This window comes from Jejubacter calystegiae (assembly GCF_005671395.1).
GTDB classification, from domain to species: Bacteria; Pseudomonadota; Gammaproteobacteria; order Enterobacterales; family Enterobacteriaceae; genus Jejubacter; species Jejubacter calystegiae.
The window spans coordinates 80,435-107,340 of record NZ_CP040428.1 but is presented as its reverse complement, the minus strand read 5'-3'; the positions used below and the strand labels follow the sequence as shown (position 1 = coordinate 107,340).

Genomic DNA, 26,906 nt, shown 5'->3' with positions numbered 1-26,906 from the left:
GGTATAACAATCATCAAAGCCGGAAGCCGTTCGTGATGATATATCAGGAGGTTAGATAGTGAGGTTCGTGAATGCCTAAATGCAGCACCTGGTTTACCACCTATTTCTTGTTTGTTTTCATTGCCCTGTGGGCACCACTGAGTCAGGCAGACACGGGCTGGCAACCTCTAAAGGAGACTGTCCGTAAAAGCGAGAAAGACCCCCGTCAGTACCAGGCCGTTCGCCTTAATAATGGTATGGAAGTGCTGCTGGTGTCCGATCCCAAAGCGGTGAAGTCGCTGTCAGCGCTGGTAGTGCCGGTAGGGTCGCTTCAGGATCCTGATGAGCATCAGGGGCTGGCTCACTATCTGGAACATATGATCCTGATGGGGTCGAAAAAGTACCCCAGCCCGGACGGTCTTTCCGAATTCCTGAAAATGCACGGCGGCAGCCATAATGCCAGTACCGCGCCTTATCGCACCGCTTTCTACCTGGAGGTGGAAAACGATGCGCTGGCGCCAGCGGTGGACAGGCTGGCGGACGCCATTGCCGAACCGCTGCTTTCACCGGAATATGCCCAGCGTGAACGTAATGCCGTCAATGCCGAGCTGACCCTGGCCCGCTCCCGTGACGGAATGCGTATGGCGCAGGTCAGTGCCGAAACCATTAACCCGGCACACCCGGGCTCCCGCTTTTCCGGCGGTAACCTGGAAACGCTGAGCGATAAACCCGGCAGTAAGCTCCAGGATGCGCTGGTGTCCTTCCGGGATCGCTGGTACTCCGCCAATCTGATGAAGGCGGTCATTTACGGCAATAAGCCGCTGCCGGAACTGGCCTCGATTGCCGCCGAGACTTATGGGCGAGTGGAAAATCGCCACGTTCAGAAGCCGGAAATTGATGTTCCCGTCGTTACCGATGCCCAGAAAGGGTTGATTATTCACTATGTGCCTGCGCTACCGCGTAAACTGCTGCGCGTCGAATTCCGTATCGATAACAACAGCGCGCAGTTCCGCAGCAAAAGCGATGAGCTGATCGGTTATCTGATTGGTAACCGTAGCGCCGACACGCTCTCTGACTGGCTGCAGAAGCAGGGGCTGGCCGAAGGGGTGAATGCCAGCTCCGATCCTATGGTGAGCGGCAACGGCGGGGTATTCGCCATCTCGGTATCGCTGACGGATAAAGGTCTGGCTCAGCGTGACAAAGTCGTAGCGGCTATCTTTAGCTATCTTAAGCTACTGCGGGAAAAGGGGGTGGATAAACGCTACTTCGACGAACTGGCCCACGTGCTGGATCTCGACTTCCGCTATCCCACGCTGACCCGGGATATGGACTACGTAGAGTGGCTGGCGGATACCATGCTGCGGGTACCGATGGCGCACGTGCTGGATGCCTCTAATATCGCCGACCGCTACGACCCTAAGGCTATTAAAGCCCGTCTGGCGATGATGACGCCGCAAAACGCCCGGGTCTGGTATATCAGCCCTGATGAACCGCACAACAAGACGGCCTACTTCGTGAATGCGCCTTACCAGGTCGATAAGATCACGCCGCAGACCCTGAATACATGGCGCGACGAGGGGCAGAAAATCAGTCTGAATCTGCCCGCGCTCAATCCCTACATTCCGGATGACTTCACGCTGATTAAGCCAGAGAAAAAGTACCCACACCCTGAACTGCTGGTGCAGGATCCGGGATTGCGGGTGCTCTATATGCCCAGCGCGAATTTCGCTGATGAACCCCGGGCCGATCTGACGCTGGTGCTGCGTAACCCGCAGGCAATGGACAGCGCCAAAAATCAGGTGCTGTTTGCTCTGAATGATTATCTGGCAGGGCTGGCGCTCGACGAACTGGCAGGCCAGGCGGCAGTGGGCGGTATCTCTTTTTCGACCAACGCCAACAGCGGGCTGATGGTCAACGCCAACGGTTATACCCAGCGTTTGCCTCAGCTACTGAGCGAATTGATGAAGGGCTACTTCAGCTATATCCCGACTCAGGAGCAACTGGAGCAGGCTAAGTCCTGGTACACCCGGATGCTGGATTCCGCCGAGAAGGGCAAAGCCTATGAACAGGCGATTATGCCAGTTCAGATGCTGTCGCAGGTACCTTATTTTCAGCGTGCCGACCGTCGGGCACAACTGCCGGAGATTACCCTGAAGGATGTATTAAGCTATCGCGACAACCTGCGGCGCAACGCGTTACCAGAGCTGCTGGTGCTGGGCAATATGGCGCCTCAGAAGGCTGCTGAGCTTGGGAAGCAGCTGCGCGAGCAATTGGGCACTCAGGGCAGCGAATGGTGTCGCTCCCGGGACGTGCTAGTGGATAAAGCCCGCCGCATACTGATTGAGAAGGCGGGCAGCAGCACTGACTCGGCGCTGGCGGCCCTGTTTGTGCCGACGGGCTACAGTGAAGAGACCAGCGGCGCCATGAGCAGCATGCTGGCGCAGATTATCCAGCCCTGGTTCTATAATCAGTTGCGTACCAATGAGCAACTGGGCTATGCGGTGTTTGCCTTCCCGATGTCGGTGGGGCGTCAGTGGGGCATCGGCTTCCTGCTGCAAAGCAGCGATCGCCAGCCTGCGGCCCTGTGGCAGCGTTACGGCGCTTTCTTCCAGGGGGTGGAGCAGCGACTGCGTAAGATGCCGCCCGCCGAGTTCGCACAGATTAAGCAGGGCGTGATCAACCAGTTTATGCAGGCGCCCCAGACGCTGAATGAAGAGGCGACACGCCTGAGCAAGGACTTTGACCGCGGCAATATGAATTTCGACTCGCGCCGCAAAGTGGTGGACGAAATCCGTAAGCTCACGCCACAACAGCTGGCCGACTTTTACCGCCAGGCGGTGATGGAGCACAGCGGCGTAGCACTGCTGTCGCAGATTGCCGGTTCGCAGGGCAAAGCGGACTACGCCAGTCCTGAAGGCTGGGAGCGTGAATCGGATATCCACAAGTTGCAAAAAACCTTTCCGTTGGTAAGTGATAAACCATGACCGATATCGCCGCGCAGCCCCTTGATCCCCTACGGTTGCCGCTCACGGGTGAGCGGCTGATCGAGGCTTCGGCGGGCACCGGTAAAACCTACACCATTGCGGCGCTCTATCTGCGCCTGTTGCTCGGCCTGGGAGGGGAAGCTGCCTTTCCCAGGCCGCTCGGCGTGGAAGAGCTGCTGGTAGTGACCTTCACCGAAGCGGCCACCGCCGAACTGCGGGGCCGTATTCGCGCCCGTATTCACGACCTGCGTATCGCCTGCGTGCGTGGGGAAAGCGACGATCCCCTGCTAAGCCGTCTGCTGGCGGAGATCCCCGAACCTGCCCGGGCCGCCGATATTTTGCGCTTTGCTGAGCGTCAGATGGATGAAGCCTCGGTTTTTACCATCCACGGTTTCTGCCAGCGCATGCTTAGCCTGAATGCTTTCGAGTCCGGTATGCTGTTTGAACAACAGCTACTGGAAGATGAGAGCGTGCTGCGTCAGCAGGCGTGCGCCGATTTCTGGCGCCGCCACTGCTATCCGCTATCCAGGCCTGTGGCCCAGGCGATTAGCGTGCAGTGGTCCGGCCCGCTGGCGCTGTTGCACGATATCGACAGCTGGCTGCAGGGCGAGGCGCCGCAGTTGAAACGTCCGCCCCAGGAGGATGAGACCCTGGAACAGCGTCATCAGCGCAATCTGGCGCGTATCGACGCGGTAAAAGCGCAGTGGCGGGAAGCGGCCCCCGGGCTGGCGGCGCTTATTGGCGATTCCGGCGTGGATAAGCGCAGTTTCAGCAGCCGTAACCTGCCGCGCTGGCTTGAGGGGGTGGGGGAGTGGGCCGACGAGCCAACCCACGGCTATCAATTGCCGGAAGCGCTGGAAAAATTCAGCCAGCGCTTTCTTGATGAAAAGACCAAAAAGGGCGAGCCGCCGCGTCATCCGCTGTTTAGCGCCATCGAGGCGCTACTGGATGAGCCGCCGGGTCTGCGCGATCTGGTGATTGCCCGGGCGCTGGCGGAGATTCGCCAGACCGTGGCGCGTGAAAAGCAGCGGCGGGGCGAGCTGGGCTTTGACGATATGTTGAGTCGGCTGGATGCCGCCCTGAGCCAGCCGGGGGGAGATGCGCTGGCGGAAGCCATCCGTCGCCGCTTTCCGGTGGCGATGATCGATGAATTTCAGGATACCGACCCCCAGCAGTATCGTATCTTCCGCCGCATCTGGCTTGGGCAGCAGGAAACCGGACTGCTGCTGATAGGCGATCCCAAGCAGGCTATCTATGCCTTTCGCGGCGCGGATATTTTTACCTATATGCGCGCCCGCTCCGAGGTGAGCGCCCACTATACGCTGGACACCAACTGGCGCTCGTCGCCGGGAATGGTCGAAAGCGTCAACCGCCTGTTCGCCCACCAGGAAAACGCCTTTCTGTTTCGTCAGATTCCGTTTCAGCCGGTCAATGCGGCGCCGCCCAATGGGCAAATGCGCTTTACCCTGAATGGCGAGGTGAGCCCGGCCATGTCGGTCTGGCTCCAGCCTGGCGATGGCTGTGGAGTAAGTGATTACCAACAGACAATGGCCCGCCAGTGTGCGATCCAGATTCGCGACTGGCTAACGGCAGGGCAAAATGGTGACGCGCTGCTGTGGCGCGGGGAGCGCTCGCGCCCGGTTGAAGCCCAGGATATTACCGTGCTGGTACGTAGCCGCAACGAGGCGGCTATTGTCCGGGAGGCGCTGGCGGCGCTGAATATTCCTTCGGTCTATCTTTCAAACCGCGACAGCGTGTTCGTCACCCCCGAAGCGCGCGAACTACACTGGCTGTTGCAGGCGGTGCTGGCACCGGGCCAGGAGAGCGCACTGCGCAGCGCCATGGCGACCAGTATCCTGGGGCTGGATGCCGCCGCCATCGATGCCATGAACCAGGACGAACGGGCCTGGGACCGGCTGGTGGAAGAGTTTGATGAATATCGCCAGCTCTGGTTACGACGCGGGGTGATGCCGATGATTCGCGCCATGATGGCTAAGCGCGGGCTGGCGGAAAACCTGCTGGCTTCCCCCGGCGGCGAGCGGCGCCTGACCGATCTGCTGCACCTGAGTGAACTGTTGCAGGAAGCCTCAGCCCGCCTCGACAGCGAACATGCCCTGGTGCGCTGGCTGGCGCAGCATATCGAAGCCCCGGATAACAATGCCGCCAGCCAGCAGCTCCGGCTGGAGAGCGATCGCCATCTGGTGCAGATTGTCACCATCCACAAATCGAAAGGGCTGGAATATTCCCTGGTCTGGCTGCCCTTTATCGCCTCGTTCCGCCCCCAGAAACAGGCGCTGTGGCACGATCGCGACAGCTTCCAGACGCTGCTGGATCTGAGCGACGATAAACAGGGGCTGGAACTGGCGGAAGAGGAGCGGCTGGCGGAGGATCTGCGCCTGCTCTATGTGGCCCTGACCCGCGCCATCTGGCACTGTAGCATCGGTATCGCGCCGCTCTATCTGCGGGGCAGAACGAAGAAAGGCGATTCCGACCTGCACCTTAGCGCTATCGGCTGGTTGATTCAGCGCGCTACTCCCTGCGACGCAGCGGGGCTGCGCCAGGCGCTGGAAAATCTGTGCAGCGACGATATTCAGCTTCGGGAGCTGGCGATGGACGATGAACGGCCATGGCAGCCGAACGCCCCCGCTGCGCGCGAACTGGCGGCAAGAGAGGCCACTCGTGCCAGGCGTGAACCCTGGCGGGTGACCAGCTATTCCGGGCTGACCCGCCACGGCGGCGGCATCGCTCAGGATCTGATGCCGCGCCTGGATGTGGATGCTTCAGGCAGCGCGGAACAGAGCAGTGAGCCATTACTTACTCCCCATCACTTCCCGCGAGGCGCTTCGCCGGGAACCTTCCTGCATGGCCTGTTCGAACAGCTGGATTTTACCCAACCGGTGGATCCGGACTGGCTTGGTGAGCAGTTACAGCTCGGCGGCTACGACGAAGCGTGGCAGCCGGTACTGGCTCCGTGGCTGGAACAGATTCTGGCCGTGCCGCTCGGTGATGACGGCGTCAGTCTGAATCAGCTTTCTGCCCGTGAGCGTCAGGTGGAGCTGGAATTTTACCTGCCGATTAGCGCGGCTCTGACGCCTGATAAGCTGGATGCGCTGGCCCACCGCTACGATCCGCTGTCGGCGCGCTGCCCGGAACTGCAGTTCCAGCAGATTCGCGGCATGCTGAAGGGGTTTATCGACCTGGTATTCCGCTGGCGTGGGCGCTATTACCTGCTGGACTATAAATCGAACTGGCTGGGGGAAGGCAGCGAAGCTTATACCCGCGAGGCGATGGAAAAGGCAATGTGCGAACACCGCTACGATCTGCAATATCAGCTCTACAGCCTGGCGTTGCACCGTTATCTGCGCCATCGGCTGGCGGATTATGATTATGAACGTCATTTTGGCGGCGTCATCTATCTGTTTCTGCGCGGCGTTGAGCCGGGCAATTCACAGCAGGGCATCTTCACTACCCGGCCTGATCCGGCGCTGGTGGCGGGGCTGGATGCGCTCTTTTCCGGGCAGGAGGCATCATGACGTTGCAGGAACTGTTCGGGCAGGCGGTGGAGCTGAAGCTACTGCGCCCGCTGGATGCCCGTTTCGCACTGACTCTGGTGGGGGATGACGCGGCGGCAACGCTGGCGGCGGCGCTGCTGAGCCGCGACGCAGGGGAAGGGCATGTCTGTTTGCCGCTTTCCCGGCTGCGGCCAGAGCTCAGCTTTGAGGCGCGCCATGAGTCACTGGCGCAGGCGCTGTTTACTGCGGCAGGTCATCCTGACGACTGGCGTCAGGCGCTGCTGGCCTCTGCCGCAGTCAGTGAAGACGATGCGGCAACGCCCCTGAAACTGGTAGGCGATCGCCTCTATCTGAACCGAATGTGGCAGGACGAGCAGTCGGTGGCGCGCTTTTTTCATGACGGAAACCGGGTGGTCTCCCAGGATGCGTCACAGTTGCGCGCGGTGCTGGACTCCCTGTTTGGCAGCGCTACTCAGGAGACCGACTGGCAGAAAGTGGCCGCGGCAGTGGCGCTCACCCGCCGGGTTTCGGTGATTTCCGGCGGTCCTGGCACCGGTAAGACCACCACGGTGGCAAAACTGCTGGCGGCGCTGATACGGCTGGAAGAGGCTAAAAGGCCGCGTATCCGGCTGGCGGCGCCAACCGGTAAAGCGGCGGCGCGTCTGACCGAATCGCTGGGCAATGCCCTGCGTCAGTTGGCGCTAACACCAGAGCAGCAGGCGCTGTTGCCTGAAGAGGCAGGTACTCTGCACCGGCTGCTGGGCGCTCAGCCTGGCAGTCAGCGGTTACGCTACCATGCCGATAACCCGCTGCATCTGGACGTGCTGGTAGTGGATGAAGCATCAATGGTGGATCTGCCGATGATGGCGCGGCTGGTGGCGGCTCTGCCGCATCATGCCCGGGTCATCTTCCTGGGCGATCGCGACCAGCTGGCTTCGGTGGAAGCCGGGGCTGTGCTGGGCGATATCTGCCATTTTATCGGCGATGGCTATAGCGCCGAGCGGGCCCGGGAGCTGACGCAACTGACCGGCTGTCCGGTACCGGGTAGCGAGAAATCGGGTGCTGAGGCGTTGCGCGACAGTCTGTGCCTGCTGCGTAAAAGTTACCGCTTCGGCCATGATTCCGGTATTGGACGTCTGGCCGCTGCGGTTAACCGTAGCGACAAAGCGGCGGCGCGTGGCGTACTGGGCGAAGGCTTTGAGGATGTCAGGTTCTGGCCGCTAGGCAACCTGGATGAATATGCCCGGATGCTGGCGGGCGCCCGGGAGGGCTATGCCCGTTATCTGTCGCTGTTACGCAATGCCGACGCTGCGCCGGAAGCGCTGATTGGGGCGTTTAGCGAATACCGGCTATTGTGCGCCCTGCGCGAAGGGCCGTTTGGCGTGCGCGGTCTGAACGAACGGCTGGAGCAGGTTCTGATGCGGCGCGGTGCGCTGGCGCGCCCGCAGAGTGGCTCCCGCTGGTATCACGGGCGACCGGTGATGATTTCCCGCAACGACAGCGCACTGGAGCTGTTTAACGGCGATATCGGTATTGCCCTTGAGGGCGACGAGGGGATTCGGGTCTGGTTTCCCATGCCGGACGGCAGCGTGAAATCGGTGCAGCCCAGCCGTCTACCGGCCCATGAAACCGCATGGGCAATGACGGTACATAAATCCCAGGGTTCGGAGTTCGATCACGCGGCGCTGGTGCTGCCATCGCGCTTTGTGGCGCTGGTGACCCGGGAACTGGTCTACACCGCCATTACCCGGGCGAAGCGGCGGTTGACTATCTGGGGACGAGATAGCGTGCTGGAGCAGGCCATTATCACCGGTACTGAACGGCGTAGCGGCCTGCCCGCGCTCTTTACTGATTAAGCTCCACCATTAACACTTTGGAGCGGCGCTGGTAGTTGTACATCTGCTTTTTGCTTTCCGGCAGTAGTTCGACATCCACCGGAATAAAGCCGCGCTCCTGGAACCAGTGGATGCTGTGGGTGGTCAGCACGAACAGCCGGTTCAGCCCCATCTGACGCGCCTGGGTGGCGATGCGCTTGAGCAGCTCTTCGCCCCGTGATGAGCTACGGTAGTCCGGGTGAACCGCCACGCAGGCCATTTCGCCAATCTGCTCTTCCGGGAACGGATAGAGGGCGGCGCAGGCGATGGTCAGGTTATCGCGCTGGACGATGGTGAATTTGTCGATCTCCATCTCCAGCTGTTCACGGGAGCGGCGCACCAGGATGCCCTGCTGCTCCAGCGGGCGAATCAGCTCCAGAATACCGCCGATATCGTTAATAGTGGCGCGCCTTACCTGCTCGGCGCTTTCCATCACAATCTGGGTGCCGATACCATCCCGTGAGAATAGCTCCTGCAACAGCGCCCCGTCTTCGCGATAGCTCATCAGGTGACAGCGCCGTACCCCGCTACGGCAGGCCTTCAGGGCGCCGCGCAGAAAACGGACGGTGCCGGAGTGATAATCGCCTTTGGCTTCCATCTCTTCGACCCGCTGTTGGGCCTCGGCCGGAAACAGCTCCGACAGAATGCCGCCTTCACCGTTGTTGACTCCCTGGGAAGAGCAGAAACCGATCATTTTTTCGGCCTTCAGCTTTACCGCTACCTGGGTGGCGATCTCTTCTGAGGTCAGGTTAAAGCTTTCGCCAGTGACGGAGACGGCGACCGGCCCCATCACCACGATGGCGCCGCTATCGAGCTGACGGTGGATGCTCTCGGCGTCGATACGACGAATGCGCCCGCTGTGGCAATAATCCACGCCGTCGTCTACGCCCAGCGGCTGTGCGGTAATAAAGTTACCGCTGACCACGTTAATATGCGCGCCCTGGAGCGGCGTATTGTTAAGGCTCATCGACAGCCGGGCGGTGATCTCCAGTTGCAGCAGGCCCGCCGCCTGTTTAACCAGTTCCAGCGCTTTGGCGTCCGTCACCCGGGTGTGCTTGTGGTAGACCGGCTCACAGTGGTGGGCGGCCAGGTTGGCGTCTATCTGCGGGCGGGCGCCATAGACCACCACCAGGCGAATTCCCAGGCTATGTAACAGACCTATGTCATTAACAATACTGGAAAAATTCTCGTGCTCGATGGCTTCTCCACCCAGCATAATGACAAACGTTTTCCCGCGATGGGCGTTGATCCAGGGGACGGAATGCCGAAAACCCTGAACCAGTTCTGTCTTGCGCTCCTTTACCACGGCACGATCCTCAGTGAATTATTATTCGTAATAAGTGTATTTTTATTCTTTTATTGAGGTGGGCGCAAGGGGAAATTTAGCGCTTTTTGCCCAACGGCGGTACGGATTTTCTTGATTGTTACCGTATGTTTACCCTTTTATAGATGACACCCGGTGACGGTTTCGCTAGAGTTTCGGGTTCGGATTTTTGTACTATCGCACCAGATTTCTGTTCATTGTTTTGGCCTGGGAGAATCATGTCGGGAGAGAGTCCAATCAGTCGTCGCCGGTTACTTCAGGGGGCAGGGGCGATGTGGTTGCTCAGCGTGAGTCCGCTGGGTTTTGCAGCGACCAGTCAGGTCATCGCGGTTCGCGTATGGCCAGCGTCTACTTATACCCGCGTCACCATTGAGTCCAACCGCGAGTTAAAATACCGCCAGTTCGCGCTAAGTAATCCTGAGCGCGTGGTGGTGGATATCGAAGGCGTTCACCTTAACTCGGTACTGAAAAAACTGGGTAACCTGGTTCGCCCGGACGATCCCTATATTAAGTCGGCGCGGGTAGGGCAGTTCGACCCGCAAACCGTGCGGCTGGTGTTTGAGCTTAAGCAGGACGTGGCGCCGCATATGTTTGCGCTGGCGCCGGTGGCGGAGTTTAAAGAGCGTCTCGTGATGGACCTCTATCCGGCGAAGGGCGATACCGAACAGGATCCGCTTCTGGCGCTGCTCGAAGACTACAACAAGGGCGACCTGGACAAAGCGGCGCCGGATCAGGGGCCTTCACCTGGCAGGGCGGGGCACGATCGCCCGATAGTGATTATGATCGATCCTGGCCACGGCGGGGAGGATCCCGGAGCGACCGGTAAGCATCGTACTCATGAAAAGGATGTGGTGCTCCAGATTGGGCGTCGGTTGAATAAGCTGATTGCCAAAGAGCCGAATATGAAAGCCTATATGACCCGTAACGAGGATGTCTTTATTCCGCTACGGGTTCGTGTGGCTAAGGCCCGAAAACAGCGAGCCGATTTGTTCGTTTCCATCCACGCCGATGCTTTTAACGATCGCTCAGCCCACGGTTCATCGGTCTATGCGCTTTCGACCAAAGGCGCCACCAGCACTGCCGCTAAATATCTGGCTCAGACTCAGAACGCCGCCGATCTGGTGGGCGGGGTGAGTAAGAGCGGTGACCGCTATCTGGATCACACTATGTTCGATATGGTGCAGTCGCTGACCATCACCGATAGCCTGAAATTTGGTAAGGAAGTATTAACCCGACTGGGCAACGTTAACCGTTTGCATAAAGGGCGGGTTGAGCAGGCGGGCTTTGCGGTACTGAAAGCGCCGGATATTCCGTCTATTCTGGTGGAAACGGCTTTTATTAGTAACGTTCAGGAAGAGCGTAAGCTGCGAACTGCTGCATTCCAACAGAAGGTGGCGGAGTCGATCCTGGCGGGGATTAAAGCCTACTTTGCCGATGATGCGCGTATGGCGCGGCGTGGCTGAGAGAAAATCAGATGAAGAAACCGGCCGGGTGCCGGTTTTTTTGTTTCTGATGCTGGAATAAGGGAATTTACGGTTTTCTAGCGGCAGAAACAAAAAAACACCCGAAAGGGTGCCTTAATGATTGGTTGCGGGGGCCGGATTTGAACCGACGACCTTCGGGTTATGAGCCCGACGAGCTACCAGGCTGCTCCACCCCGCGTCCGTCTTTACTACTTACACTGTTGCGCCACTGGCGACTTGAATTGGTTGCGGGGGCCGGATTTGAACCGACGACCTTCGGGTTATGAGCCCGACGAGCTACCAGGCTGCTCCACCCCGCGTCCGATGGGTGCGCAATATACTCCCCTGAGATTTTGATGCAACCCTTTTTTAAATAAATCGTGGAATTAGCCGGTGACCGTTGAAATAACCCCCGATAAGCGCGTTTTTTAATCATTTTACATTTTGAGGCCCCTGGCGCGTTTCAATAGCCCGGAGCCTTTGGTATCTTGCTCTGCGGGCATGCGGCATAACTGATATAGAAGAGAAGATGAATGAAAGGACGTTGGGCCAATAAGATTTTGACGGGGGCTATGCTGGTGTTGCTGGCCGCCTGTTCCTCTAAACCGACCGATCGCGGTCAGCAATATAGCGATGGTAAATTTACCCAGCCGTTCTCGCTGGTGAATCAGCCGGATGCCATCGGCGTACCGATTAACGCTGGCGATTTTGCCCGTCAGATAGGGGAGATCCGCAATGCATCGCCGCGCCTGTTTGGCAGCCAGAGCGATGTTTACGGCGCCGTTGAGCAGTGGCTGCGTGCCGGTGGCGATACCCGCACCCTGAGCCAGTACGGTATCGACGCCTGGCAGATGCAGGGGGCGGACAGCTACGGCAACGTGCAGTTTACCGGGTACTACACGCCGGTCGTTGAGGCTCGCCGCACCCGTCAGGGTGAGTTCAAATATCCTATCTACCGGATGCCGCCGAAAAATGGCCGCCTGCCTTCCCGTGCGGCGATCTACAGCGGCGCGCTGAGCGACAGCTATGTTCTGGCGTGGAGCAATTCGCTGATCGATAACTTTATTATGGATGTCCAGGGTAGCGGCTATATCGACTTTGGCGATGGCAGTCCGCTGACCTTCTTTGGCTATGCCGGTAAAAACGGCCATGCCTATCGCAGTATCGGCAAGGTGCTGATCGATCGCGGTGAAGTGAAGCGTGAAGATATGTCGATGCAGGCCATCCGCCACTGGGCCGAAACCCACAGTGAGGCGGAAGTGCGCGAGCTGCTGGAGCAGAATCCTTCGTTCGTCTTCTTTAAGCCCGAAACCTTTGCCCCAGTGAAAGGCGCTGCCGCGGTGCCGCTCATTGGCCGCGCCTCTGTGGCTTCGGATCGCAGCATTGTGCCTACCGGCACCACCCTGCTGATGGAAGTGCCGCTGCTTGACGATAACGGCAAGTTTACCGGCCAGTATGAGATGCGCGTGATGGTGGCGCTGGATGTGGGCGGTGCCATTAAAGGCCAGCACTTCGATATCTATCAGGGCATTGGCCCGGACGCCGGACACCGTGCGGGATGGTATAATCACTATGGTCGCGTCTGGGTACTGAAATCGGCGCCGGGTGCCGGGCACACCCTGTTTAACGGCTAGTTTATTCAGTGAGTTCCCTCTCCCCTTTGGGGAGGGGGCAGGGTGAGGGGCAAATCCCGCTTCTCACCCTCTTCTATTTCTGAGGTTTCAATATCATGACAACAGTAGTTACCGACGCCTGGCAACAGCGCTTTGGCGGCACGGCGCGTCTGTACGGGCGCGATGCCCTGACGCTTTTCGCTAACGCGCACGTCTGCGTGGTGGGGATTGGCGGCGTTGGAAGCTGGGCGGCGGAAGCGCTGGCGCGTACCGGCATTGGCGCCATTACGCTTATCGATATGGATGATGTCTGCGTGACCAACACCAATCGCCAGATTCACGCGCTGCTCGACACCGTGGGGCAGGCGAAAGGCGAGGTGATGGCGGAGCGCATTCGCGCCATTAATCCCGAATGCCGGGTCACGGTGGTGGATGATTTCGTGACGCCAGATAATGTGGTACAGCTGCTGGATCAGGGATTCAGCTATGTGATTGACGCAATCGACAGCATCAGGCCGAAGGCGGCATTAATTGCCTGGTGTCGACGTAATAAGGTGCCGCTGGTCACTACCGGCGGTGCGGGCGGGCAGATCGATCCCACGCAGATTCAGGTGGCCGACCTGGCAAAGACCATTCAGGATCCGCTGGCGGCTAAGCTGCGGGAACGTCTGAAGCATGATTTCGGCGTGGTGAAGAACAGTAAAGGCAAGCTGGGGGTGGATTGCGTTTTTTCCACTGAAGCGCTGGTCTATCCCCAGCCCGACGGCTCGGTGTGCGCCGCGAAAAGCTCTGCTGAGGGGCCGAAGCGAATGGATTGCGCTTCCGGCTTCGGTGCGGCGACCATGGTCACCGCCAGCTTTGGCTTTGTGGCGGTGTCCCATGCGCTTAAGAAGATGATGGCGAAGGCGGCGCGCCAGCGCGGCTGATTCTGATTTTATATATCGACGGTCAGCGCAAGGCTTTGGATAGGAAGCCTCTGGCCTCTCCAGGGCAGGAGCGCCATGGAGGGCAGCTCTTGCCCCGTGAATTCACGCAGGAGCTACAGGTATTGATTACCCCATGCGTTCGCTCGCAAGGTTGTAAACACCACTACGTTCACGTTTACCTACTGCGACAACAACAATAATTAATTTATTGTCCATCACCTGATAAACCAGACGAAAACCAGAAGCGTGAAGTTTTATTTTGTAGCAATCTTTAATCCCATGCAGTTTTGCAGATGGTATATGTGGATTTTCACAGCACTTCTTCAATTTTTTAGCAAACTGCTGTTGAAGGGTTTTATCCAGTTTTTGCCATTCTTTCAGTGCGTCTTCTCTGAATTTGACCCTGTAAGTCATAAGTAGCTATCCAGATCCACATCGAGTAGTTGCTGGTTGCTACGTTTTTCTACCAGTTTTACCAGTTCCTGGTCATCAAGCGCATCGAGCATCTTCTCATACAGCTCTGCCGGTACACAGTAAAATGCAGGCTGGTTACGGTTCAGGATTGCGACCGGTAAACCCTCTCCGGCACTCACTGTTGCCATTGGATTTTTTTTGAGTTCGCTGACGCTGGCGCTTGTGTCGCTCAGAATGATATTAGGCATAGGCCACCTTTTCGAGACTGTTTAACCAGTCTTAAATCTACGCTGTACGTGACCAGTTAACAAGTCTCATTGAAATGTGTGCTGATAAGGCTTCAGGAGCGATCTTCCCGGGCGGCCTGCTGCACGGCCAGCGCCAGCGCCGCCAGCCCCTGACTGCGCGAGGCGCTCAACTGGGCGCTGAGCCCCAGCTCATCGAATAGCGCCAGGGGATCCTCCTGACGCAGCGCTGCGGCCGTTTTCCCCTCAATGGCAGTGAGCATCACCGCCAGCAGGCCGCGAACGATCCGCCCTTCGCTATCGCCATAAAAGTGCAACCGGCCATCCGCCAGCCGGCGGTGGCCAAGCCATACGCGGTTTTCGCAACCGGCGATCTCAATCTCCGGGCTCTTCAGCGTTTCCGGCAGGGCGGGAAGCTGTTTGCCCAGCAGGATCAACTGGCGGTACTTCTCTTCCCACTGGCGCAGCGGCCCGAAGGTCTGGCGCAGACTGTCTGCGGTGATCACGGTGCCAAAAGGGTGGACGACTAATTCCGGGCTTGTCATCGTTTCAGTCTCCCAGTATTTCCAGAGCCCGGTCGACGGCGTCGATAAGCTTATCGACATCTTCCCGGGTGTTATAGGGGGCAAAGGAGGCCCGCAGGGTGCCGTTGACGCCCAGCGCCGCCAGCAGCGGTTGGGCGCAGTGCTGACCGGCCCGCAACGCGATGCCCGACTGCGCCAGCAGCGTGACCATATCGGCATGGTGAATGCCCGCGAAGTCGAAGGCCAGCAGGCTGGAGTCCTGGAGTCGGAAGCTGCGAAAGCCAGGGCGTCGGGCCAGCGCTTCCTCGGCCAGGGTCGCCAGCCCCTGACAGTAGCGCTCGGCTTCCGCCATATCCGTTTCACTCAGCCACGCCAGGGCGGCGCTGAGCCCCGTGACGCCCGCGATATTTGGGGTACCCGCCTCGAAGCGGTGCGGGATCGGTTGGGGCGTGAAACCGTCGAAGCTCACTTTCTCCACCATTTTGCCGCCGCCGAGCCAGGGGGGCATGGCTTCCAGTAACTCCTCACGCCCGTACAGTACGCCGATGCCGGTCGGTCCGTAGAGCTTATGACCAGAAAAGGCGTAGAAGTCGATGTTGAGCTCGTGTACGTCCGGCGGACAGTGAACAATGCCCTGGGCGCCGTCCACCACGACTACTGCGCCAGCCGCGTGCGCATAACCGATGGCGCGCGCCAGGTCCGGACGGCCGCCGGTAACATTAGACATCTGCCCCAGCGCCAGGATGCGGGTACGTGGCGTTAACAGCGCCGATAGCTGGTCGATATCCGGCAGGCCGACAGCGGTAACGGGAAGTTTAACCACACGGGCGCCGGTCTGTTGGGCCACCATCAGCCAGGGGACCATATTGGCGTGGTGTTCCGCTTCACTGACCAGAATCTCATCGCCGGGTTGCAGGCGAGGGCGGGCGTAGCACTGCGCCACCAGATTAATGGACTCGGTGGCGCCCCGGGTCCAGACAATTTCCCGGTCACTGGCGGCGTGAATCAGCCTTGCTACTGCGCTGCGCGCCGCTTCATAGCGGCTGGTAAGCTGTTGCGCCGCTTGATACTGGCTGCGGTGTACGTTACCGGCGCTCAGGCTGTAAATCTGCTGGCTGGCATCGATAACCGGCTGGGGTTTCAGGGCGGTGGCGGCGCTGTCCAGGTAGACCCCCGCGTCGTTCAGCGCCGGGAACTGCGCGCGAAAGCGGGCAGGATTAAATGCATTCATGGCGATCCTCATACTGATACGTGGATCGTGACGCATTTCGGCGTCGGGAACAACTATTGGATTACTCTGCTTTCTGCTCCATTTATTCGGTATTGGATTAAGCTTAGTAATGACGGATAACTGTTTCTGGCCGTTGCCCATCGTGGGCTACAGAATTTAAGGAGAAAACGATGAACAAGAAAGTCGCACTATTCTTTTCGGCCTGCGCCATGGCGGTAACTTTAACCGCCTGCTCAGGCCCAAACTACATGATGCACACCAGTGATGGCCGTACCATTATCTCTGAAGGTAAACCGGTCACCGACAGTGAAACCGGTATGATTAGCTACGTCGATGCCGATGGCAACAAGCAGCAGATCAACCGTACCGATATTCGTGAAATGGTGGCGCTGGACTAGGTAGCGTCACAGCCGTTACCTTATGGGCAGGCGGTCAGACGCCTGCCTTTTTTGTCTTTGCGCTGTCCCGGGGAATGGCGGACAAAAAAAAGCACCGCATCTGGCGGTGCTACATTAAATCACTATGGACAGACAGGGTAAATGTACAGAAAGTGAAATCAGGTAGCCCTGCTACCGTGGTCTGAATCGCAGACCAATTGCAAACACAACAACACAACATCACAACCGTAAGCCAAAAGCCCCCGAAACAAGTCCGTAAGCTTTTCGTTCCGGCTCAGGAAGTGGCGCCACTATAGGTATTTGCTGGTAGATGCTCAACGGACAATTTATAATGTCTCAGATAAAAAAAACTAATAGGTGAAAGTTGTAGCCTATTTGTGTATTCGCATTAACAATTGGTATACAAAGCCATGTCCAAGCGATTGCCACCTCTTAACGCGCTGCGTGTTTTCGACGCCGCTGCCCGCCACCTTAGTTTTACTAAAGCGGCCGAAGAACTCTTTGTGACTCAGGCGGCGGTTAGCCACCAGATCAAGTCGCTGGAAGATTTCCTTGGCCTGAAACTGTTCCGGCGCCGTAACCGTTCGCTGTTGCTGACGGAGGAGGGACAGAGCTACTATCAGGACATCAAAGAGATTTTCTCCCAACTGACGGAAGCCACGCGTAAACTTCAGGCCCGTAGCGCCAAAGGGGCGCTGACGGTCAGCATGCTGCCCAGCTTCGCCATTCACTGGCTGGTGCCGCGGCTTTCCAGCTTTAACGCCGAATGGCCGGGCATTGATGTGCGTATCCAGGCGGTGGATCGCGAAGAGGAAAAACTGACCGATGATGTGGACGTGGCTATCTTTTATGGCCGTGGCAACTGGCCGGGGCTTAGGGTGGAAAAGCTGTATGCAGAATACCTGCTGCCGGTCTGTTCGCCGCTGTTGCTGACCGGCGACAACCCGCTAAAAACGCCGGAGGACCTGTCCCGCTATACGCTGTTGCACGATGCATCGCGTCGCGACTGGCAGACCTGGATGCGTCAGATGGGGCTGTCGCATATCAATGTGCAGCAGGGGCCGATTTTCAGCCACAGCGCCATGGTGCTCCAGGCGGCGATCCACGGCCAGGGGGTTGCGCTGGCCAATAATGTGATGGCCCAGTCGGAGATTGAGGCGGGGCGTCTGGTTTGCCCCTTCAACGATGTTCTGGTCAGTAAGAACGCTTTTTATCTGGTATGCCATGACAGTCAGGCGGAACTGGGTAAAATAGCCGCCTTTCGGCAGTGGATTCTGGCAAAGGCGGCCAGTGAACAGGAAAAGTTCCGCTTTCGTTACGAACAATAGAAAACGACGCGCACTCAGGTAGCGCTTATTTAGGGTTTGATTATGACCAGCCGTTTTATGCTGATTTTCGCCGCGGTGAGCGGCTTTGTGTATGTGGCACTGGGCGCGTTTGGCGCCCATGTGTTAAGTAAATCCTTAGGCGTGGCCGAAATGAGCTGGATCCAGACCGGACTTCAGTATCAGGCCTTCCATACTCTGGCGATTCTGGGACTGTCGGTAGCAATGCAGCGCCGCATCAGCATCTGGTTCTACTGGAGCAGCGTCTTCCTGGCGCTGGGAACGGTGCTGTTCAGCGGCAGCCTGTACTGTCTGGCGCTTTCGCACCTGCGTCTGTGGGCCTTTGTTACCCCGGTAGGCGGCGTAAGCTTCCTGATTGGCTGGGTGCTGATGCTGATTGGCGCCATTCGCCTGAAGCGTAAGGGCGTGACCCATGAATAAGGTGATTCTTTACTGCCGTCAGGGATTTGAGAAAGAGTGCGCGGCGGAGATAACCGACAAGGCCGGTCGCCTGGAAGTATACGGCTTCGCCAGGGTTAAGGATAACAGCGGTTATGTGAGCTTCGAGTGCTACCAGCAGGGCGATGCCGACAAGCTGGGGCGCGAGCTGCCGTTCAGTGGGCTTATCTTCGCCCGTCAGATGTTTGTGGCAGGCGAGCTGCTGGAAGATTTATCCCCGGAGGATCGCATTACGCCGATTACTGCCGCCCTGAGCGGCGTGGTGGAGCGCGGCGGTGACCTCAGGGTTGAAGTTGCGGATACCAACGAAAGCAAAGAGTTGATGAAGTTCTGCCGCAAATTCACGGTGCCGCTGCGTTCCGCACTGCGTAACGCGGGCGTGCTGGGGCGTCAGGACTCCGCGCAGCGCCCGGTGGTGCACGTCTTTTTTATTGCGCCGGGTTATTGCTATATCGGCTACTCATACAGTTTTAACAACTCCCCTTTCTATATGGGAATTCCACGTCTGCGCTTCCCGGCAGACGCTCCCAGCCGCTCCACTCTTAAACTTGAAGAGGCGTTCCACGTCTTTATTCCTCACGACGAATGGGACGAACGGCTGGCTAACGGCATGTATGCTGTGGATCTCGGGGCCTGCCCGGGCGGCTGGACCTGGCAGCTGGTGAAACGCAATATGTGGGTCTACAGCGTGGATAACGGTCCCATGGCCCAGAGCCTGATGGATACCGGCCAGGTAACCTGGCTACGGGAAGATGGCTTCAGGTATCGCCCCACCCGCACCAATATCTCCTGGATGGTGTGCGATATGGTGGAAAAGCCCGCCAAAGTGGCGGCGCTGATGGGCCAGTGGCTGGTGAACGGCTGGTGTCGTGAAACCATCTTCAACCTGAAGCTGCCGATGAAAAAGCGCTACGAGGAAGTTTCCCGCAACCTGGAGCATCTACAGAGCCAGCTTAACGAGGCCGGGATCAACGCCCGAATTCAGGCGCGCCAGCTCTATCACGACAGGGAAGAAGTGACCGTACACGTCCAGCGGCTGTGGGCAGCGGTCGGGGGGCGGCGCGACGAGCGCTGAGTCAGCTTCAGCGCGTCAGACGCAGCTGCTGCAGATTGCCGTTGAGCTTAAGATCGGTTTGTAGCTGAGCCACCTTCCGGCTGATAAACGCCTGGTCGCGACCTTCGATCAGGCGTTTACGCCATTTGTTGTCGACGGCCTCCAGGTTTTCGTAGACACCCTCCAGGGTTTGGTACTGGCCGATAAGCTGAGCCGCGCTTTTGGGACCAATGCCCGCCACGCCTGGAATCTTACTGCTGCTGATGCCCGCCAGCCCCCAGAAATCCGGGAGTTGGGCTGGCTGCACGCCGAATTCGCCATCCACAAATGGGGCATCCAACCAGCGCTTCTGGAAGTAATCCCGTACCCGAATGGCGGGCGACAGCAGCTGGCAGTAGCCTTTGTCTGTCGAGACGATGGTCACCTGCTGTCCGGCACGCGCGACCTTTACTGCCAGGGTGGCCGCCAGATCGTCGGCTTCCTGGCCTTCCAGCTCCTGGCTGGCGACGCCCTGGGCCAGGAAGGCTGCGCGCAGCCGGGGCATCTCCTGATGCAGATCTTCAGGCATGGGGGAGCGGCCAGCCTTATAGTCCGGCAGAATCTGATGGCGCCATCCTTCGCGCCGTGCTTCGTCATCGAAAACCGCTACCGCGTGGGTGGGCTGGCAGTGGACAATCAGCTGTTGCAGCGCGTGTACGCAGCGCTCCTCACAGGGAGAGCCCTGTACCGCATGAATACGACGAATCAGATTAAGTGCGTCGACGATAAGAAGGTGAGCCGCCATCGTTTTTCCCCTGTCTGAAGAAGGGCTTACCCTAACATAAATCGGGGGGCGGTGGGGAAGAGAGGAGCGGCTGACAGCGCCGAAGCGCTGCCAGTCGTAAGGCGACTAATCGCAGGCCAGCACTTTCATCGCCAGACCGCCGCGCGAGGTTTCGCGGTATTTGGCATTCATATCTTTGCCGGTCTCGTACATGGTTTCGATAACCTTGTCCAGACAGACCCGCGGCGCGCTGGTACGGCGCAGCGCCATCCGCGCTGAGTTGACCGCTTTGACTGAAGCAATGGCGTTACGCTCGATGCAGGGCACCTGCACCTGGCCCGCTACCGGGTCGCAGGTCAGCCCCAGGTTGTGCTCCATACCGATTTCCGCGGCGATACACACCTGAGCCGGACTGCCGCCCAGCAGTTCCGCCAGGCCCGCAGCGGCCATGGAGCAGGCCACGCCGACTTCGCCCTGGCAGCCCACTTCGGCGCCGGAGATCGACGCGTTCATCTTATACAGCGAGCCAATAGCGCTGGCAGTCAGCAGGTAGCGCGACAGGGAACCGGGGTTTACCTCGCGGATAAACTTATCGTAGTAGGCCAGTACCGCAGGCACGATCCCGCAGGCGCCATTGGTTGGCGCGGTGACCACGCGACCGCCCGCGGCGTTCTCTTCGTTGACCGCCAGAGCGAACATATTGATCCAGTCCACGACGGCCATGGGGTCAGTGCTGATTTTGTCCTGACTGACCAGCATCCGGCGCAGTGCGGCGGCGCGACGCGGTACCCGCATTTTGCCCGGCAGCACCCCTTCGGTATGAATACCGCGCTCAATGCCGCTGCGCATTACCTCCCACACCTGCGCAAAGTGCTGGTCCAGCTCCTGCTGGCTGTGCAACGCCAGCTCATTTCTCAGCATCAGCCCGGAGAGGGAGAGACCGGTTTCCTGACAGTGGCGCTGCAGGTCTTCGGCGCTGGAATAGGGATAAGGCACCGCTACCGGCGCCTCATCGACCTGGCCGAAATGCGCCTCATCAACGATAAAGCCGCCGCCGATGGAGTAGTAAGTCTGGCTGTACAGCACCTGGTCGCCGGCCTGCGCGGTAATGCGCATGCCGTTTTCGTGCAGCGACAGATTATCAGCATGGAAATTCATGCAGCGATCGACCGGGAATTCCACTTCATGCTGGCCCTTTGCCAGCATCAGACGACCAAAGGTATTCACGTCCTGAATAAAACCGGGAATGGCGTCGATATCCACCGTGTCAGGAAGGTTGCCCGCCAGGCCCATAATAATGGCGATATCGGTGTGGTGGCCTTTGCCAGTCAGGGAGAGCGAGCCGTAAACGTCCACCACCACGCGGGTGACATCGTGCAGGATCCCCTGCGCAATCAGGTCGTCAGTAAACTGTTTACCCGCCTTCATCGGCCCAACGGTATGTGAACTTGAGGGGCCGATACCGATTTTAAAGATATCAAAAACACTAATCATGATGGTCACCGGTAGCAATGAGCATATCAGGGGGAGAGGGCGCCGTATGGCGGCGCCCCGGAAGATTAACTGAACAGCGAGTAGAAGATAGCCGAGATAGCGATCAGGCCCATGATGACAACGAACACGTTGCTGATGTGGCCGCTGTACTTGCGCATCGCCGGTACTTTATGGATAGCGTACATCGGCATCAGGAACAGAATCATCGCGATAATCGGGCCGCCCAGGGTTTCAATCATCCCCAGAATGCTCGGGTTCATGGTCGCCACAATCCAGGTGGTGACCAGCATGAACAGTGCGGTGATACGGTTCAGACGACCTTCTTCAATGCTCTTACCGCGACCGCGCAGGGACTTAATCACCATCCCGTTGAAGCCTTCGCTGGCGCCCAGATAGTGGCCCAGGAAGGATTTGGTAATCGCCACGATAGCGATGATCGGCGCCATCCAGGCGATAACCGGCGCGTTAAAGTGGTTCGCCAGGTAAGAGAGAATCGAGATGTTCTGCGCTTTTGCTGCGGCGAGATCCGCCGGCGTCAGGCTCAGTACACAGCTGAACACGAAGAACATGACCGTCAGCACCATCATGATGTGTGCATAAGCCAGGATACGGGAGCACTTCTTCTCGGCGTTGTCGCCGTACTCTTCACGCTTGGCAACGGCAAAGGAAGAGATGATCGGCGAATGGTTAAAGGAGAACACCATCACAGGAATCGCCAGCCACAGGGTCATCAGCAGGCCGCTGCCAGTGTTGGCGCTGTTGCTGAATGACAGCGTTTCCAGCGCGGCTCCGCTCCACTGCGGAATCAGGTAGAAGGCCAGCAGCATCAGGACCGCCACAAACGGGAAGACCAGAATACTCATCGCCTTAACGATCATCTGACGACCGAAGCGGACGATGGTCATCATCCCGACGATCAGAATCAGGGACAGAATAGCGCGCGGCGGCGAGGTCATTCCCAACTGGTGGGTGATAAAGCTGTCCACGGTGTTGGTAATCGCCACGCTGTAAACCAGCAGAATCGGGTAAATGGCGAAGAAGTAGAGCAGGGTAATCAGCTTACCGGCGCCCACGCCAAAATGCTCTTCCACCACTTCAGTGATATCTTCGCCCGGATTCTTACCTGACAGCACAAAGCGCGTCATGCCCCGGTGGGCGAAGAAGGTCATGGGGAAAGCCAGAATGGCCATGATAATCAGCGGTATCATGCCACCGACCCCGGCGTTGATCGGCAGGAACAAAACGCCTGCGCCGATAGCCGTGCCATACAGGCCCAGCATCCACATGGTGTCGGTCTTGCTCCAGGTACTGCTGCTTGCCGTATCAACGGAAGCGATAGTGCTGGTTTGGGTGGTTTCCATAGAAGGTCTCCAGGGGAACAAAAATGGCCAGGTGTTGGTTAATCACATTGAAAAAATGTAATACCGTAAAATGAAATCCTATTTCAGGCGGAATTGTTGTGATTTTTGCCTGCTGTGATTGTCGGGCGGAAAGATACATCTACCTACAATATGTATCAGTGATCGCGATCTCAAATGCCATAAATACACTTTTAGTCTGCCATTTGTTGGTTGTTTGTACTGTGTAAGAACAAATTTGTAACACATATGGCTAATGAGGCTACCATCAATAAAAGATGCAGAAAATATTAAGTCAGGTGGGAGCTTGGGTTTTACTGAGAAAAGTGTGATAAACAGGATTTTTACATGAATAATGCGCTAAACGCATGATAATTGTCGATATGCGATTTAACGAAAACGTTAACGTGGCGGAGGAGAGGGAAGGAAAAGGGCGCCGGTGACGCCCTTGTGGATAATTAACGGCAGATTTCGTAGCAGGGAATATAGGTGCTGCCCGGCAGCTTCATGCGGTGCTGGGCGATAAAGCCCTGTAGCAGGGTATCCATATGCTGCATCATGCGTGGATCGCCGTGAATGCGGTAAGGGCCGAACTGCTCGATGGCGCGAATTCCCACCTCTTTAACGTTACCCGCCACAATGCCGGAGAATGCGCGGCGCAAGTCCGCGGCCAACTGCTCGGTCGGGCTATCCGGATAAAGGTTCAGGTTGGCCATATTTTCGTGGGTCGGTTCGAACGGCACCTGCAGATCCGGCGCAATACGCATCGACCAGTTAAAGCCGTAAGAGTCGCCGGTTTCGCGGCGGTTCTCTTTTACCTGCGGCATCGCTTTCTTCATCTGGCGCGCGACCCGGGCCGGATCGTCGATGATGACCTCATAGTGGCGGCGCGCTTTTTCACCCAGGGTGTTAACGATAAATTCGTCCAGCACCCGGAAGTAGTCGGCGCTCTCTTTGGGGCCAGTGAGGATCAGCGGCAGGATCTGGTCGTGGTTGTGGGGATTCATCAGAATGCCCAGCAGGTAGAGCAGCTCTTCGGCGGTGCCTACCCCGCCCGGGAAGATAATGATGCCATGGGCGATGCGAACAAAGGCTTCCAGACGTTTTTCAATGTCCGGCATGATGATCAGCTCGTTGACCAGCGGATTCGGCGGCTCGGCGGCGATGATAGAAGGTTCGGTCATGCCGATAAAGCGTCCCTCTTTATAGCGCTGCTGGGCGTGGCCTACCGCGGCACCTTTCATCGGCGCCTCCATCGCGCCCGGACCGCAGCCGGTACAGATATTCAGCTCGCGCAGCCCCAGCTCGTTACCGACCTTGCGCGCATAGAGGTATTCGTCCTCATTAATGGAGTGACCGCCCCAGCAGACCACCATATTGGGGGCTTCTCCCACGTGTAGCGCCCGGGCGTTGCGCAGAATGGAGAACACCAGGTTGGTGATATGGGCGGGGTCTTCCAGATTCAGGCGCTGGAAGCGTCCCGCCAGATCGATCTGGCCACTGACGAACAGAATATCGCGCAGCACGGCGAACAGGTTAGCCTGCAGCGAGCGGATGATGCGACCGTCGACGAAGGCCTCTTCCGGCGGGTTAATGAGTTCCAGTTTGACGCCGCGTTCGCGGCGCAGCACGTTGATATCGAAATTCTCATAGCGCGACAGCAGCTCTTTGCTGCTATCGGTCTGGCTGCCGGAGTTAAGCACCGCCAGCGAACAGTTACGGAACAACTGATAGAGATCGCTACTGGCGGTACGCTTGAGCATATCGACTTCCAGCTGCGACAGCATGTCCATGGAACCGAGGGGACTGATATGTGTAATCAAGTGAACTCCTTATGGGGCGAAAATCGCCGCTCCCTGCTGCTTACAATAGCCCGCCGTTGCGGTAGTTAACAACCCGCAGCCGCACTACTGGCGCACCAGGCGTCCGGTAGCGGGCTGGAAAGGCACGTTACTGCGCCAGGGATTAATGTCCAGACCGCCGCGTCGGGTATAGCGGGCGTAAACGCTCAGCTGTTCCGGCTGGCAGTAACGCTGAATATCGCTAAAGATGCGCTCCACGCACTGTTCATGAAATTCGTTGTGACGGCGGAATGACACCAGATAGCGCAGCAGCTTTTCACGATCGATACGCGGTCCGCGGTAGCGGATTTGCACCGAGCCCCAGTCCGGCTGATGGGTGATCAGACAGTTGGATTTCAGCAGATGGCTGACCAGGGTCTCTTCAACAATGTCGCCGCTGGCCGCCTGATCCAGCCAGTCGGCATTAAAATCGTAGTCGTTGATAGTGATGGGCAGATCGTCGATACATTCGCCGTCAAAGCGGGCAATAGCTTCGCCTTCCAGCTGGTGCAGCTTATAGAGACTGACTTCGACTTCGCCCTGCGCGCAGGCGCTGAGATCGCGGGCCAGGGTATCGCGCACCTGCTGCCAGTCCGCAAAGCGGGTCTGGTTGAAGCTATTAAGGTAGAGCTTAAAACTTTTGGATTCGATCAGGTTCGGGCTGTCGGCATTAATCGAGACGTGGCCCACCGCCACCTGAGGCAGACCTCGCTCGTTTAGCCAGGAAAGCTCGTAGAGCGTCCAGATATCGGCGCCGTGGAACGGCAGCGACTCCGCCCGCAGACCAAGAGGGTCGCGGTTCAGGCTGCGCGGCACTGCCTGAAGCAGCGCGGCGTCCAGGGTATCCCGGTATTCGGTCGTCTTCCCCAGCGTCAGTCCGCTTAGCGCCTGATGGTTGTCATAATCAGACATGTTTCACCTTAGATAAAGCAGGTACACTAGAGCGCGTAGTGTAGCCTACCTGGGGGAGAGAGAAAAAGTGAGTGAAGTACAACAGGCGCTGGCCGATTTTACCCGTCGCTATTGTGAAGCATGGCGTAACCAGAAGGGCGGTGACCCGCAAAGCTATGAACTGTACGGCATTCCTTCGCCCTGCATCGTGGCGACCGAAGAAGAGAGCGTACGCTGGCAGCCCGCCCCCTTTACTCTGGCGCAAAATCTGGATGGCGTAGAGCGAGCGCTGGAGATCCGAATTTGCGATGACGCTCAGGCGTTCTACACAACGCAGTTTGCCGGTGATATGATGGCGCGCTTCGGGACCCATACACTTATGCTGCTCCAGCCCTGGAGCGAAGACGACTTTCTGCGAGTGCAGGAAAACCTGATTGGCCACCTGGTCACTCAGAAGCGTCTGAAGCTGGCCCCGACGCTGTTTCTGGCCACGCTGGAAAGCGAACTGGAAGTCATCTCACTGACCAACCTGACAGGCGAAGTGGTGCTTGAAAAGCTCGGTACCGCGCAGCATCAGGTACTGGCTCCTTCGCTTGGCGCATTTCTGCAGCAGCTCCAACCCCAATGCTGAGCCAGGCGATTATTGCCCGTCTTGTTGTGAGAGATCTCTTACAAGCAATGTAAGAGATCGTAGTCAGAAGTATCGGAGATAATCCCGCGTAGTTTATGTGAATATATTGCTTATCAATGAATTAAAGATGCGCTTACGACTTTCGAATGAAGATTTCGTCCCATTCCTGGCTGTAAGCCCCTTGTTCAGAAGCGGGTTTTAGAGGAAGCTATATCCATCGACACGGAGGTAGAGACCAAAGCGCTTATCAGGATGATGACCTTTGGAACAGGAACACGGCCAGGAAGGTCGGTACAGGGAAAGGCTTCAGGATGAAGCAAGGATAGCGCAGGAGCGCATAAAGGACACCTCCAGGATGGAGAATGAGAGCCGGACGGGATAGAAGGCGGATCATGAAGATCAAAGCGTATGTCAGGGTGATGTCGCTGATATCAGGATGATGAGCAAGATGCTGGCGCGAAGGAGCGCAGGTCAGGAAGGCCACGGGAAAAGTTGTCAAGGAAGAGCAGGGAGCACTGAAGGTAGCTGGATCGCTGCAAAACGAACCGGAGAGCATTGCTTTTAGCAATGCTCTCCTTTTTTGTATAGAAAAATGCCCCCCAG

The 26,906-nt window shown here is 57.9% G+C and carries 22 protein-coding genes and 2 tRNA genes; 11 read left to right on the top strand and 13 right to left on the bottom strand.

What is annotated here, in order from left to right:
- Positions 1 to 71: 71 nt before the first annotated feature.
- The 3 genes from ptrA to recD are packed head-to-tail and all read left to right on the top strand — an operon-like array spanning position 72 to position 8,331.
- Entirely contained in the window at positions 72 to 2,963 is a 2,892-nt protein-coding gene (ptrA, locus tag FEM41_RS00445; protein ID WP_138093210.1) for a pitrilysin, read from the top strand.
- Complete coding sequence (gene recB, locus FEM41_RS00440; RefSeq protein ID WP_138093207.1) at positions 2,960 to 6,496, top strand: exodeoxyribonuclease V subunit beta; 3,537 nt, start codon at positions 2,960 to 2,962, stop codon at positions 6,494 to 6,496. The genes ptrA and recB overlap by 4 nt, the downstream gene beginning before the upstream one ends.
- On the top strand, positions 6,493 to 8,331 hold the full coding sequence (gene recD / locus FEM41_RS00435; RefSeq protein WP_138093204.1) for an exodeoxyribonuclease V subunit alpha: 1,839 nt from the start codon (positions 6,493 to 6,495) through the stop codon (positions 8,329 to 8,331). Before recB ends, recD begins: the two co-directional genes overlap by 4 nt.
- On the opposite strand, the gene argA is transcribed toward recD, so the two are convergent.
- Positions 8,321 to 9,655: an amino-acid N-acetyltransferase gene (argA, locus tag FEM41_RS00430; RefSeq protein ID WP_138093201.1), complete on the bottom strand. Its 1,335-nt coding sequence runs from the start codon at positions 9,653 to 9,655 to the stop codon at positions 8,321 to 8,323. The two genes, recD and argA, sit on opposite strands and share 11 nt — an antisense overlap.
- Positions 9,656 to 9,891: 236 nt before the next feature.
- On the opposite strand from argA, the gene amiC reads away from it, so the two are divergent.
- On the top strand, positions 9,892 to 11,136 hold the full coding sequence (gene amiC, locus FEM41_RS00425) for an N-acetylmuramoyl-L-alanine amidase AmiC (RefSeq protein ID WP_138093198.1): 1,245 nt from the start codon (positions 9,892 to 9,894) through the stop codon (positions 11,134 to 11,136).
- Between the two features lie 122 nt (positions 11,137 to 11,258).
- Here the strand turns inward: amiC and FEM41_RS00420 are convergent.
- Both FEM41_RS00420 and FEM41_RS00415 read right to left on the bottom strand, forming a co-directional pair.
- Positions 11,259 to 11,335: transfer RNA gene (locus tag FEM41_RS00420), tRNA-Met, on the bottom strand.
- A 44-nt stretch (positions 11,336 to 11,379) separates the two neighbouring features.
- A tRNA-Met gene (locus FEM41_RS00415) sits at positions 11,380 to 11,456 on the bottom strand.
- 213 nt (positions 11,457 to 11,669) lie between these two features.
- Here FEM41_RS00415 and mltA point away from each other — a divergent pair.
- Both mltA and tcdA read left to right on the top strand, forming a co-directional pair.
- Positions 11,670 to 12,770, top strand: a complete 1,101-nt coding sequence (gene mltA, locus FEM41_RS00410) for a murein transglycosylase A (RefSeq protein WP_138093195.1) — start codon at positions 11,670 to 11,672, stop codon at positions 12,768 to 12,770.
- Between the two features lie 95 nt (positions 12,771 to 12,865).
- Positions 12,866 to 13,675 carry a tRNA cyclic N6-threonylcarbamoyladenosine(37) synthase TcdA gene (gene tcdA, locus FEM41_RS00405; RefSeq protein ID WP_138093192.1) on the top strand — a complete coding sequence of 270 codons (810 nt, stop codon included), beginning with the start codon at positions 12,866 to 12,868 and terminating at the stop codon, positions 13,673 to 13,675.
- Between the two features lie 126 nt (positions 13,676 to 13,801).
- On the opposite strand, the gene FEM41_RS00400 is transcribed toward tcdA, so the two are convergent.
- The 4 genes from FEM41_RS00400 to csdA form a co-directional block, all read right to left on the bottom strand.
- Positions 13,802 to 14,089 (bottom strand): type II toxin-antitoxin system RelE family toxin, encoded by a 288-nt coding sequence (locus FEM41_RS00400; RefSeq protein ID WP_138093189.1) that lies wholly within the window; start codon positions 14,087 to 14,089, stop codon positions 13,802 to 13,804.
- A complete protein-coding gene (locus tag FEM41_RS00395; protein WP_138093186.1) occupies positions 14,086 to 14,337 on the bottom strand; it encodes a type II toxin-antitoxin system Phd/YefM family antitoxin in 252 nt (83 codons plus the stop codon). The genes FEM41_RS00400 and FEM41_RS00395 overlap by 4 nt, the downstream gene beginning before the upstream one ends.
- Before the next feature lie 92 nt (positions 14,338 to 14,429).
- Entirely contained in the window at positions 14,430 to 14,879 is a 450-nt protein-coding gene (gene csdE / locus FEM41_RS00390; protein ID WP_138093183.1) for a cysteine desulfurase sulfur acceptor subunit CsdE, read from the bottom strand.
- Between the two features lie 4 nt (positions 14,880 to 14,883).
- On the bottom strand, positions 14,884 to 16,089 hold the full coding sequence (gene csdA / locus FEM41_RS00385; RefSeq protein ID WP_138093180.1) for a cysteine desulfurase CsdA: 1,206 nt from the start codon (positions 16,087 to 16,089) through the stop codon (positions 14,884 to 14,886).
- A 170-nt stretch (positions 16,090 to 16,259) separates the two neighbouring features.
- On the opposite strand from csdA, the gene FEM41_RS00380 reads away from it, so the two are divergent.
- The 4 genes from FEM41_RS00380 (at position 16,260) to rlmM (ending at position 19,346) form a co-directional block, all read left to right on the top strand.
- The gene (locus tag FEM41_RS00380) at positions 16,260 to 16,487 is read left to right on the top strand and encodes a YgdI/YgdR family lipoprotein (RefSeq protein ID WP_138093177.1); all 228 of its coding nucleotides are present in this window, start codon (positions 16,260 to 16,262) and stop codon (positions 16,485 to 16,487) included.
- A gap of 410 nt (positions 16,488 to 16,897) precedes the next feature.
- A complete protein-coding gene (locus tag FEM41_RS00375; protein ID WP_138093174.1) occupies positions 16,898 to 17,815 on the top strand; it encodes a transcriptional regulator GcvA in 918 nt (305 codons plus the stop codon).
- Positions 17,816 to 17,857: 42 nt separating this feature from the next.
- Positions 17,858 to 18,253: a DUF423 domain-containing protein gene (locus FEM41_RS00370; protein WP_138093171.1), complete on the top strand. Its 396-nt coding sequence runs from the start codon at positions 17,858 to 17,860 to the stop codon at positions 18,251 to 18,253.
- Positions 18,246 to 19,346: a 23S rRNA (cytidine(2498)-2'-O)-methyltransferase RlmM gene (rlmM, locus tag FEM41_RS00365; protein WP_138093168.1), complete on the top strand. Its 1,101-nt coding sequence runs from the start codon at positions 18,246 to 18,248 to the stop codon at positions 19,344 to 19,346. Before FEM41_RS00370 ends, rlmM begins: the two co-directional genes overlap by 8 nt.
- A gap of 7 nt (positions 19,347 to 19,353) precedes the next feature.
- Here the strand turns inward: rlmM and xni are convergent, their stop codons facing one another.
- From xni to queF, 5 genes are all read right to left on the bottom strand, one after another.
- Complete coding sequence (gene xni, locus FEM41_RS00360; protein WP_138093165.1) at positions 19,354 to 20,109, bottom strand: flap endonuclease Xni; 756 nt, start codon at positions 20,107 to 20,109, stop codon at positions 19,354 to 19,356.
- 105 nt (positions 20,110 to 20,214) lie between these two features.
- Positions 20,215 to 21,582: an L-serine ammonia-lyase gene (locus tag FEM41_RS00355; protein ID WP_138093162.1), complete on the bottom strand. Its 1,368-nt coding sequence runs from the start codon at positions 21,580 to 21,582 to the stop codon at positions 20,215 to 20,217.
- A gap of 65 nt (positions 21,583 to 21,647) precedes the next feature.
- Positions 21,648 to 22,943 (bottom strand): HAAAP family serine/threonine permease, encoded by a 1,296-nt coding sequence (locus FEM41_RS00350; RefSeq protein WP_138093159.1) that lies wholly within the window; start codon positions 22,941 to 22,943, stop codon positions 21,648 to 21,650.
- Positions 22,944 to 23,398: 455 nt separating this feature from the next.
- Positions 23,399 to 24,763: a nucleotide 5'-monophosphate nucleosidase PpnN gene (gene ppnN, locus FEM41_RS00345; RefSeq protein WP_138093156.1), complete on the bottom strand. Its 1,365-nt coding sequence runs from the start codon at positions 24,761 to 24,763 to the stop codon at positions 23,399 to 23,401.
- A gap of 84 nt (positions 24,764 to 24,847) precedes the next feature.
- Positions 24,848 to 25,693, bottom strand: a complete 846-nt coding sequence (gene queF / locus FEM41_RS00340) for an NADPH-dependent 7-cyano-7-deazaguanine reductase QueF (RefSeq protein ID WP_138093153.1) — start codon at positions 25,691 to 25,693, stop codon at positions 24,848 to 24,850.
- A gap of 67 nt (positions 25,694 to 25,760) precedes the next feature.
- Between queF and syd the strand changes: the two genes are divergently transcribed.
- On the top strand, positions 25,761 to 26,303 hold the full coding sequence (gene syd, locus FEM41_RS00335; RefSeq protein ID WP_138093150.1) for a SecY-interacting protein: 543 nt from the start codon (positions 25,761 to 25,763) through the stop codon (positions 26,301 to 26,303).
- 247 nt (positions 26,304 to 26,550) lie between these two features.
- Here syd and FEM41_RS24445 read toward each other — a convergent pair whose 3' ends face one another.
- Entirely contained in the window at positions 26,551 to 26,871 is a 321-nt protein-coding gene (locus tag FEM41_RS24445; RefSeq protein WP_168198744.1) for a hypothetical protein, read from the bottom strand.
- Positions 26,872 to 26,906: the final 35 nt, after the last annotated feature.

What these genes read in the sequence shown, in the direction of transcription:
- ptrA (WP_138093210.1), top strand. Translation starts at nt 72, where the DNA reads ATGCCTAAATGCAGCACCTGGTTTACCACCTATTTCTTGTTTGTTTTC.
- recB (WP_138093207.1), top strand. Translation starts at nt 2,960, where the DNA reads ATGACCGATATCGCCGCGCAGCCCCTTGATCCCCTACGGTTGCCGCTC.
- recD (WP_138093204.1), top strand. Translation starts at nt 6,493, where the DNA reads ATGACGTTGCAGGAACTGTTCGGGCAGGCGGTGGAGCTGAAGCTACTG.
- amiC (WP_138093198.1), top strand. Translation starts at nt 9,892, where the DNA reads ATGTCGGGAGAGAGTCCAATCAGTCGTCGCCGGTTACTTCAGGGGGCA.
- mltA (WP_138093195.1), top strand. Translation starts at nt 11,670, where the DNA reads ATGAAAGGACGTTGGGCCAATAAGATTTTGACGGGGGCTATGCTGGTG.
- tcdA (WP_138093192.1), top strand. Translation starts at nt 12,866, where the DNA reads ATGACAACAGTAGTTACCGACGCCTGGCAACAGCGCTTTGGCGGCACG.
- FEM41_RS00400 (WP_138093189.1), bottom strand. Translation starts at nt 14,089, where the DNA reads ATGACTTACAGGGTCAAATTCAGAGAAGACGCACTGAAAGAATGGCAA.
- FEM41_RS00395 (WP_138093186.1), bottom strand. Translation starts at nt 14,337, where the DNA reads ATGCCTAATATCATTCTGAGCGACACAAGCGCCAGCGTCAGCGAACTC.
- csdE (WP_138093183.1), bottom strand. Translation starts at nt 14,879, where the DNA reads ATGACAAGCCCGGAATTAGTCGTCCACCCTTTTGGCACCGTGATCACC.
- csdA (WP_138093180.1), bottom strand. Translation starts at nt 16,089, where the DNA reads ATGAATGCATTTAATCCTGCCCGCTTTCGCGCGCAGTTCCCGGCGCTG.
- FEM41_RS00380 (WP_138093177.1), top strand. Translation starts at nt 16,260, where the DNA reads ATGAACAAGAAAGTCGCACTATTCTTTTCGGCCTGCGCCATGGCGGTA.
- FEM41_RS00375 (WP_138093174.1), top strand. Translation starts at nt 16,898, where the DNA reads ATGTCCAAGCGATTGCCACCTCTTAACGCGCTGCGTGTTTTCGACGCC.
- FEM41_RS00370 (WP_138093171.1), top strand. Translation starts at nt 17,858, where the DNA reads ATGACCAGCCGTTTTATGCTGATTTTCGCCGCGGTGAGCGGCTTTGTG.
- rlmM (WP_138093168.1), top strand. Translation starts at nt 18,246, where the DNA reads ATGAATAAGGTGATTCTTTACTGCCGTCAGGGATTTGAGAAAGAGTGC.
- xni (WP_138093165.1), bottom strand. Translation starts at nt 20,109, where the DNA reads ATGGCGGCTCACCTTCTTATCGTCGACGCACTTAATCTGATTCGTCGT.
- FEM41_RS00355 (WP_138093162.1), bottom strand. Translation starts at nt 21,582, where the DNA reads ATGATTAGTGTTTTTGATATCTTTAAAATCGGTATCGGCCCCTCAAGT.
- FEM41_RS00350 (WP_138093159.1), bottom strand. Translation starts at nt 22,943, where the DNA reads ATGGAAACCACCCAAACCAGCACTATCGCTTCCGTTGATACGGCAAGC.
- queF (WP_138093153.1), bottom strand. Translation starts at nt 25,693, where the DNA reads ATGTCTGATTATGACAACCATCAGGCGCTAAGCGGACTGACGCTGGGG.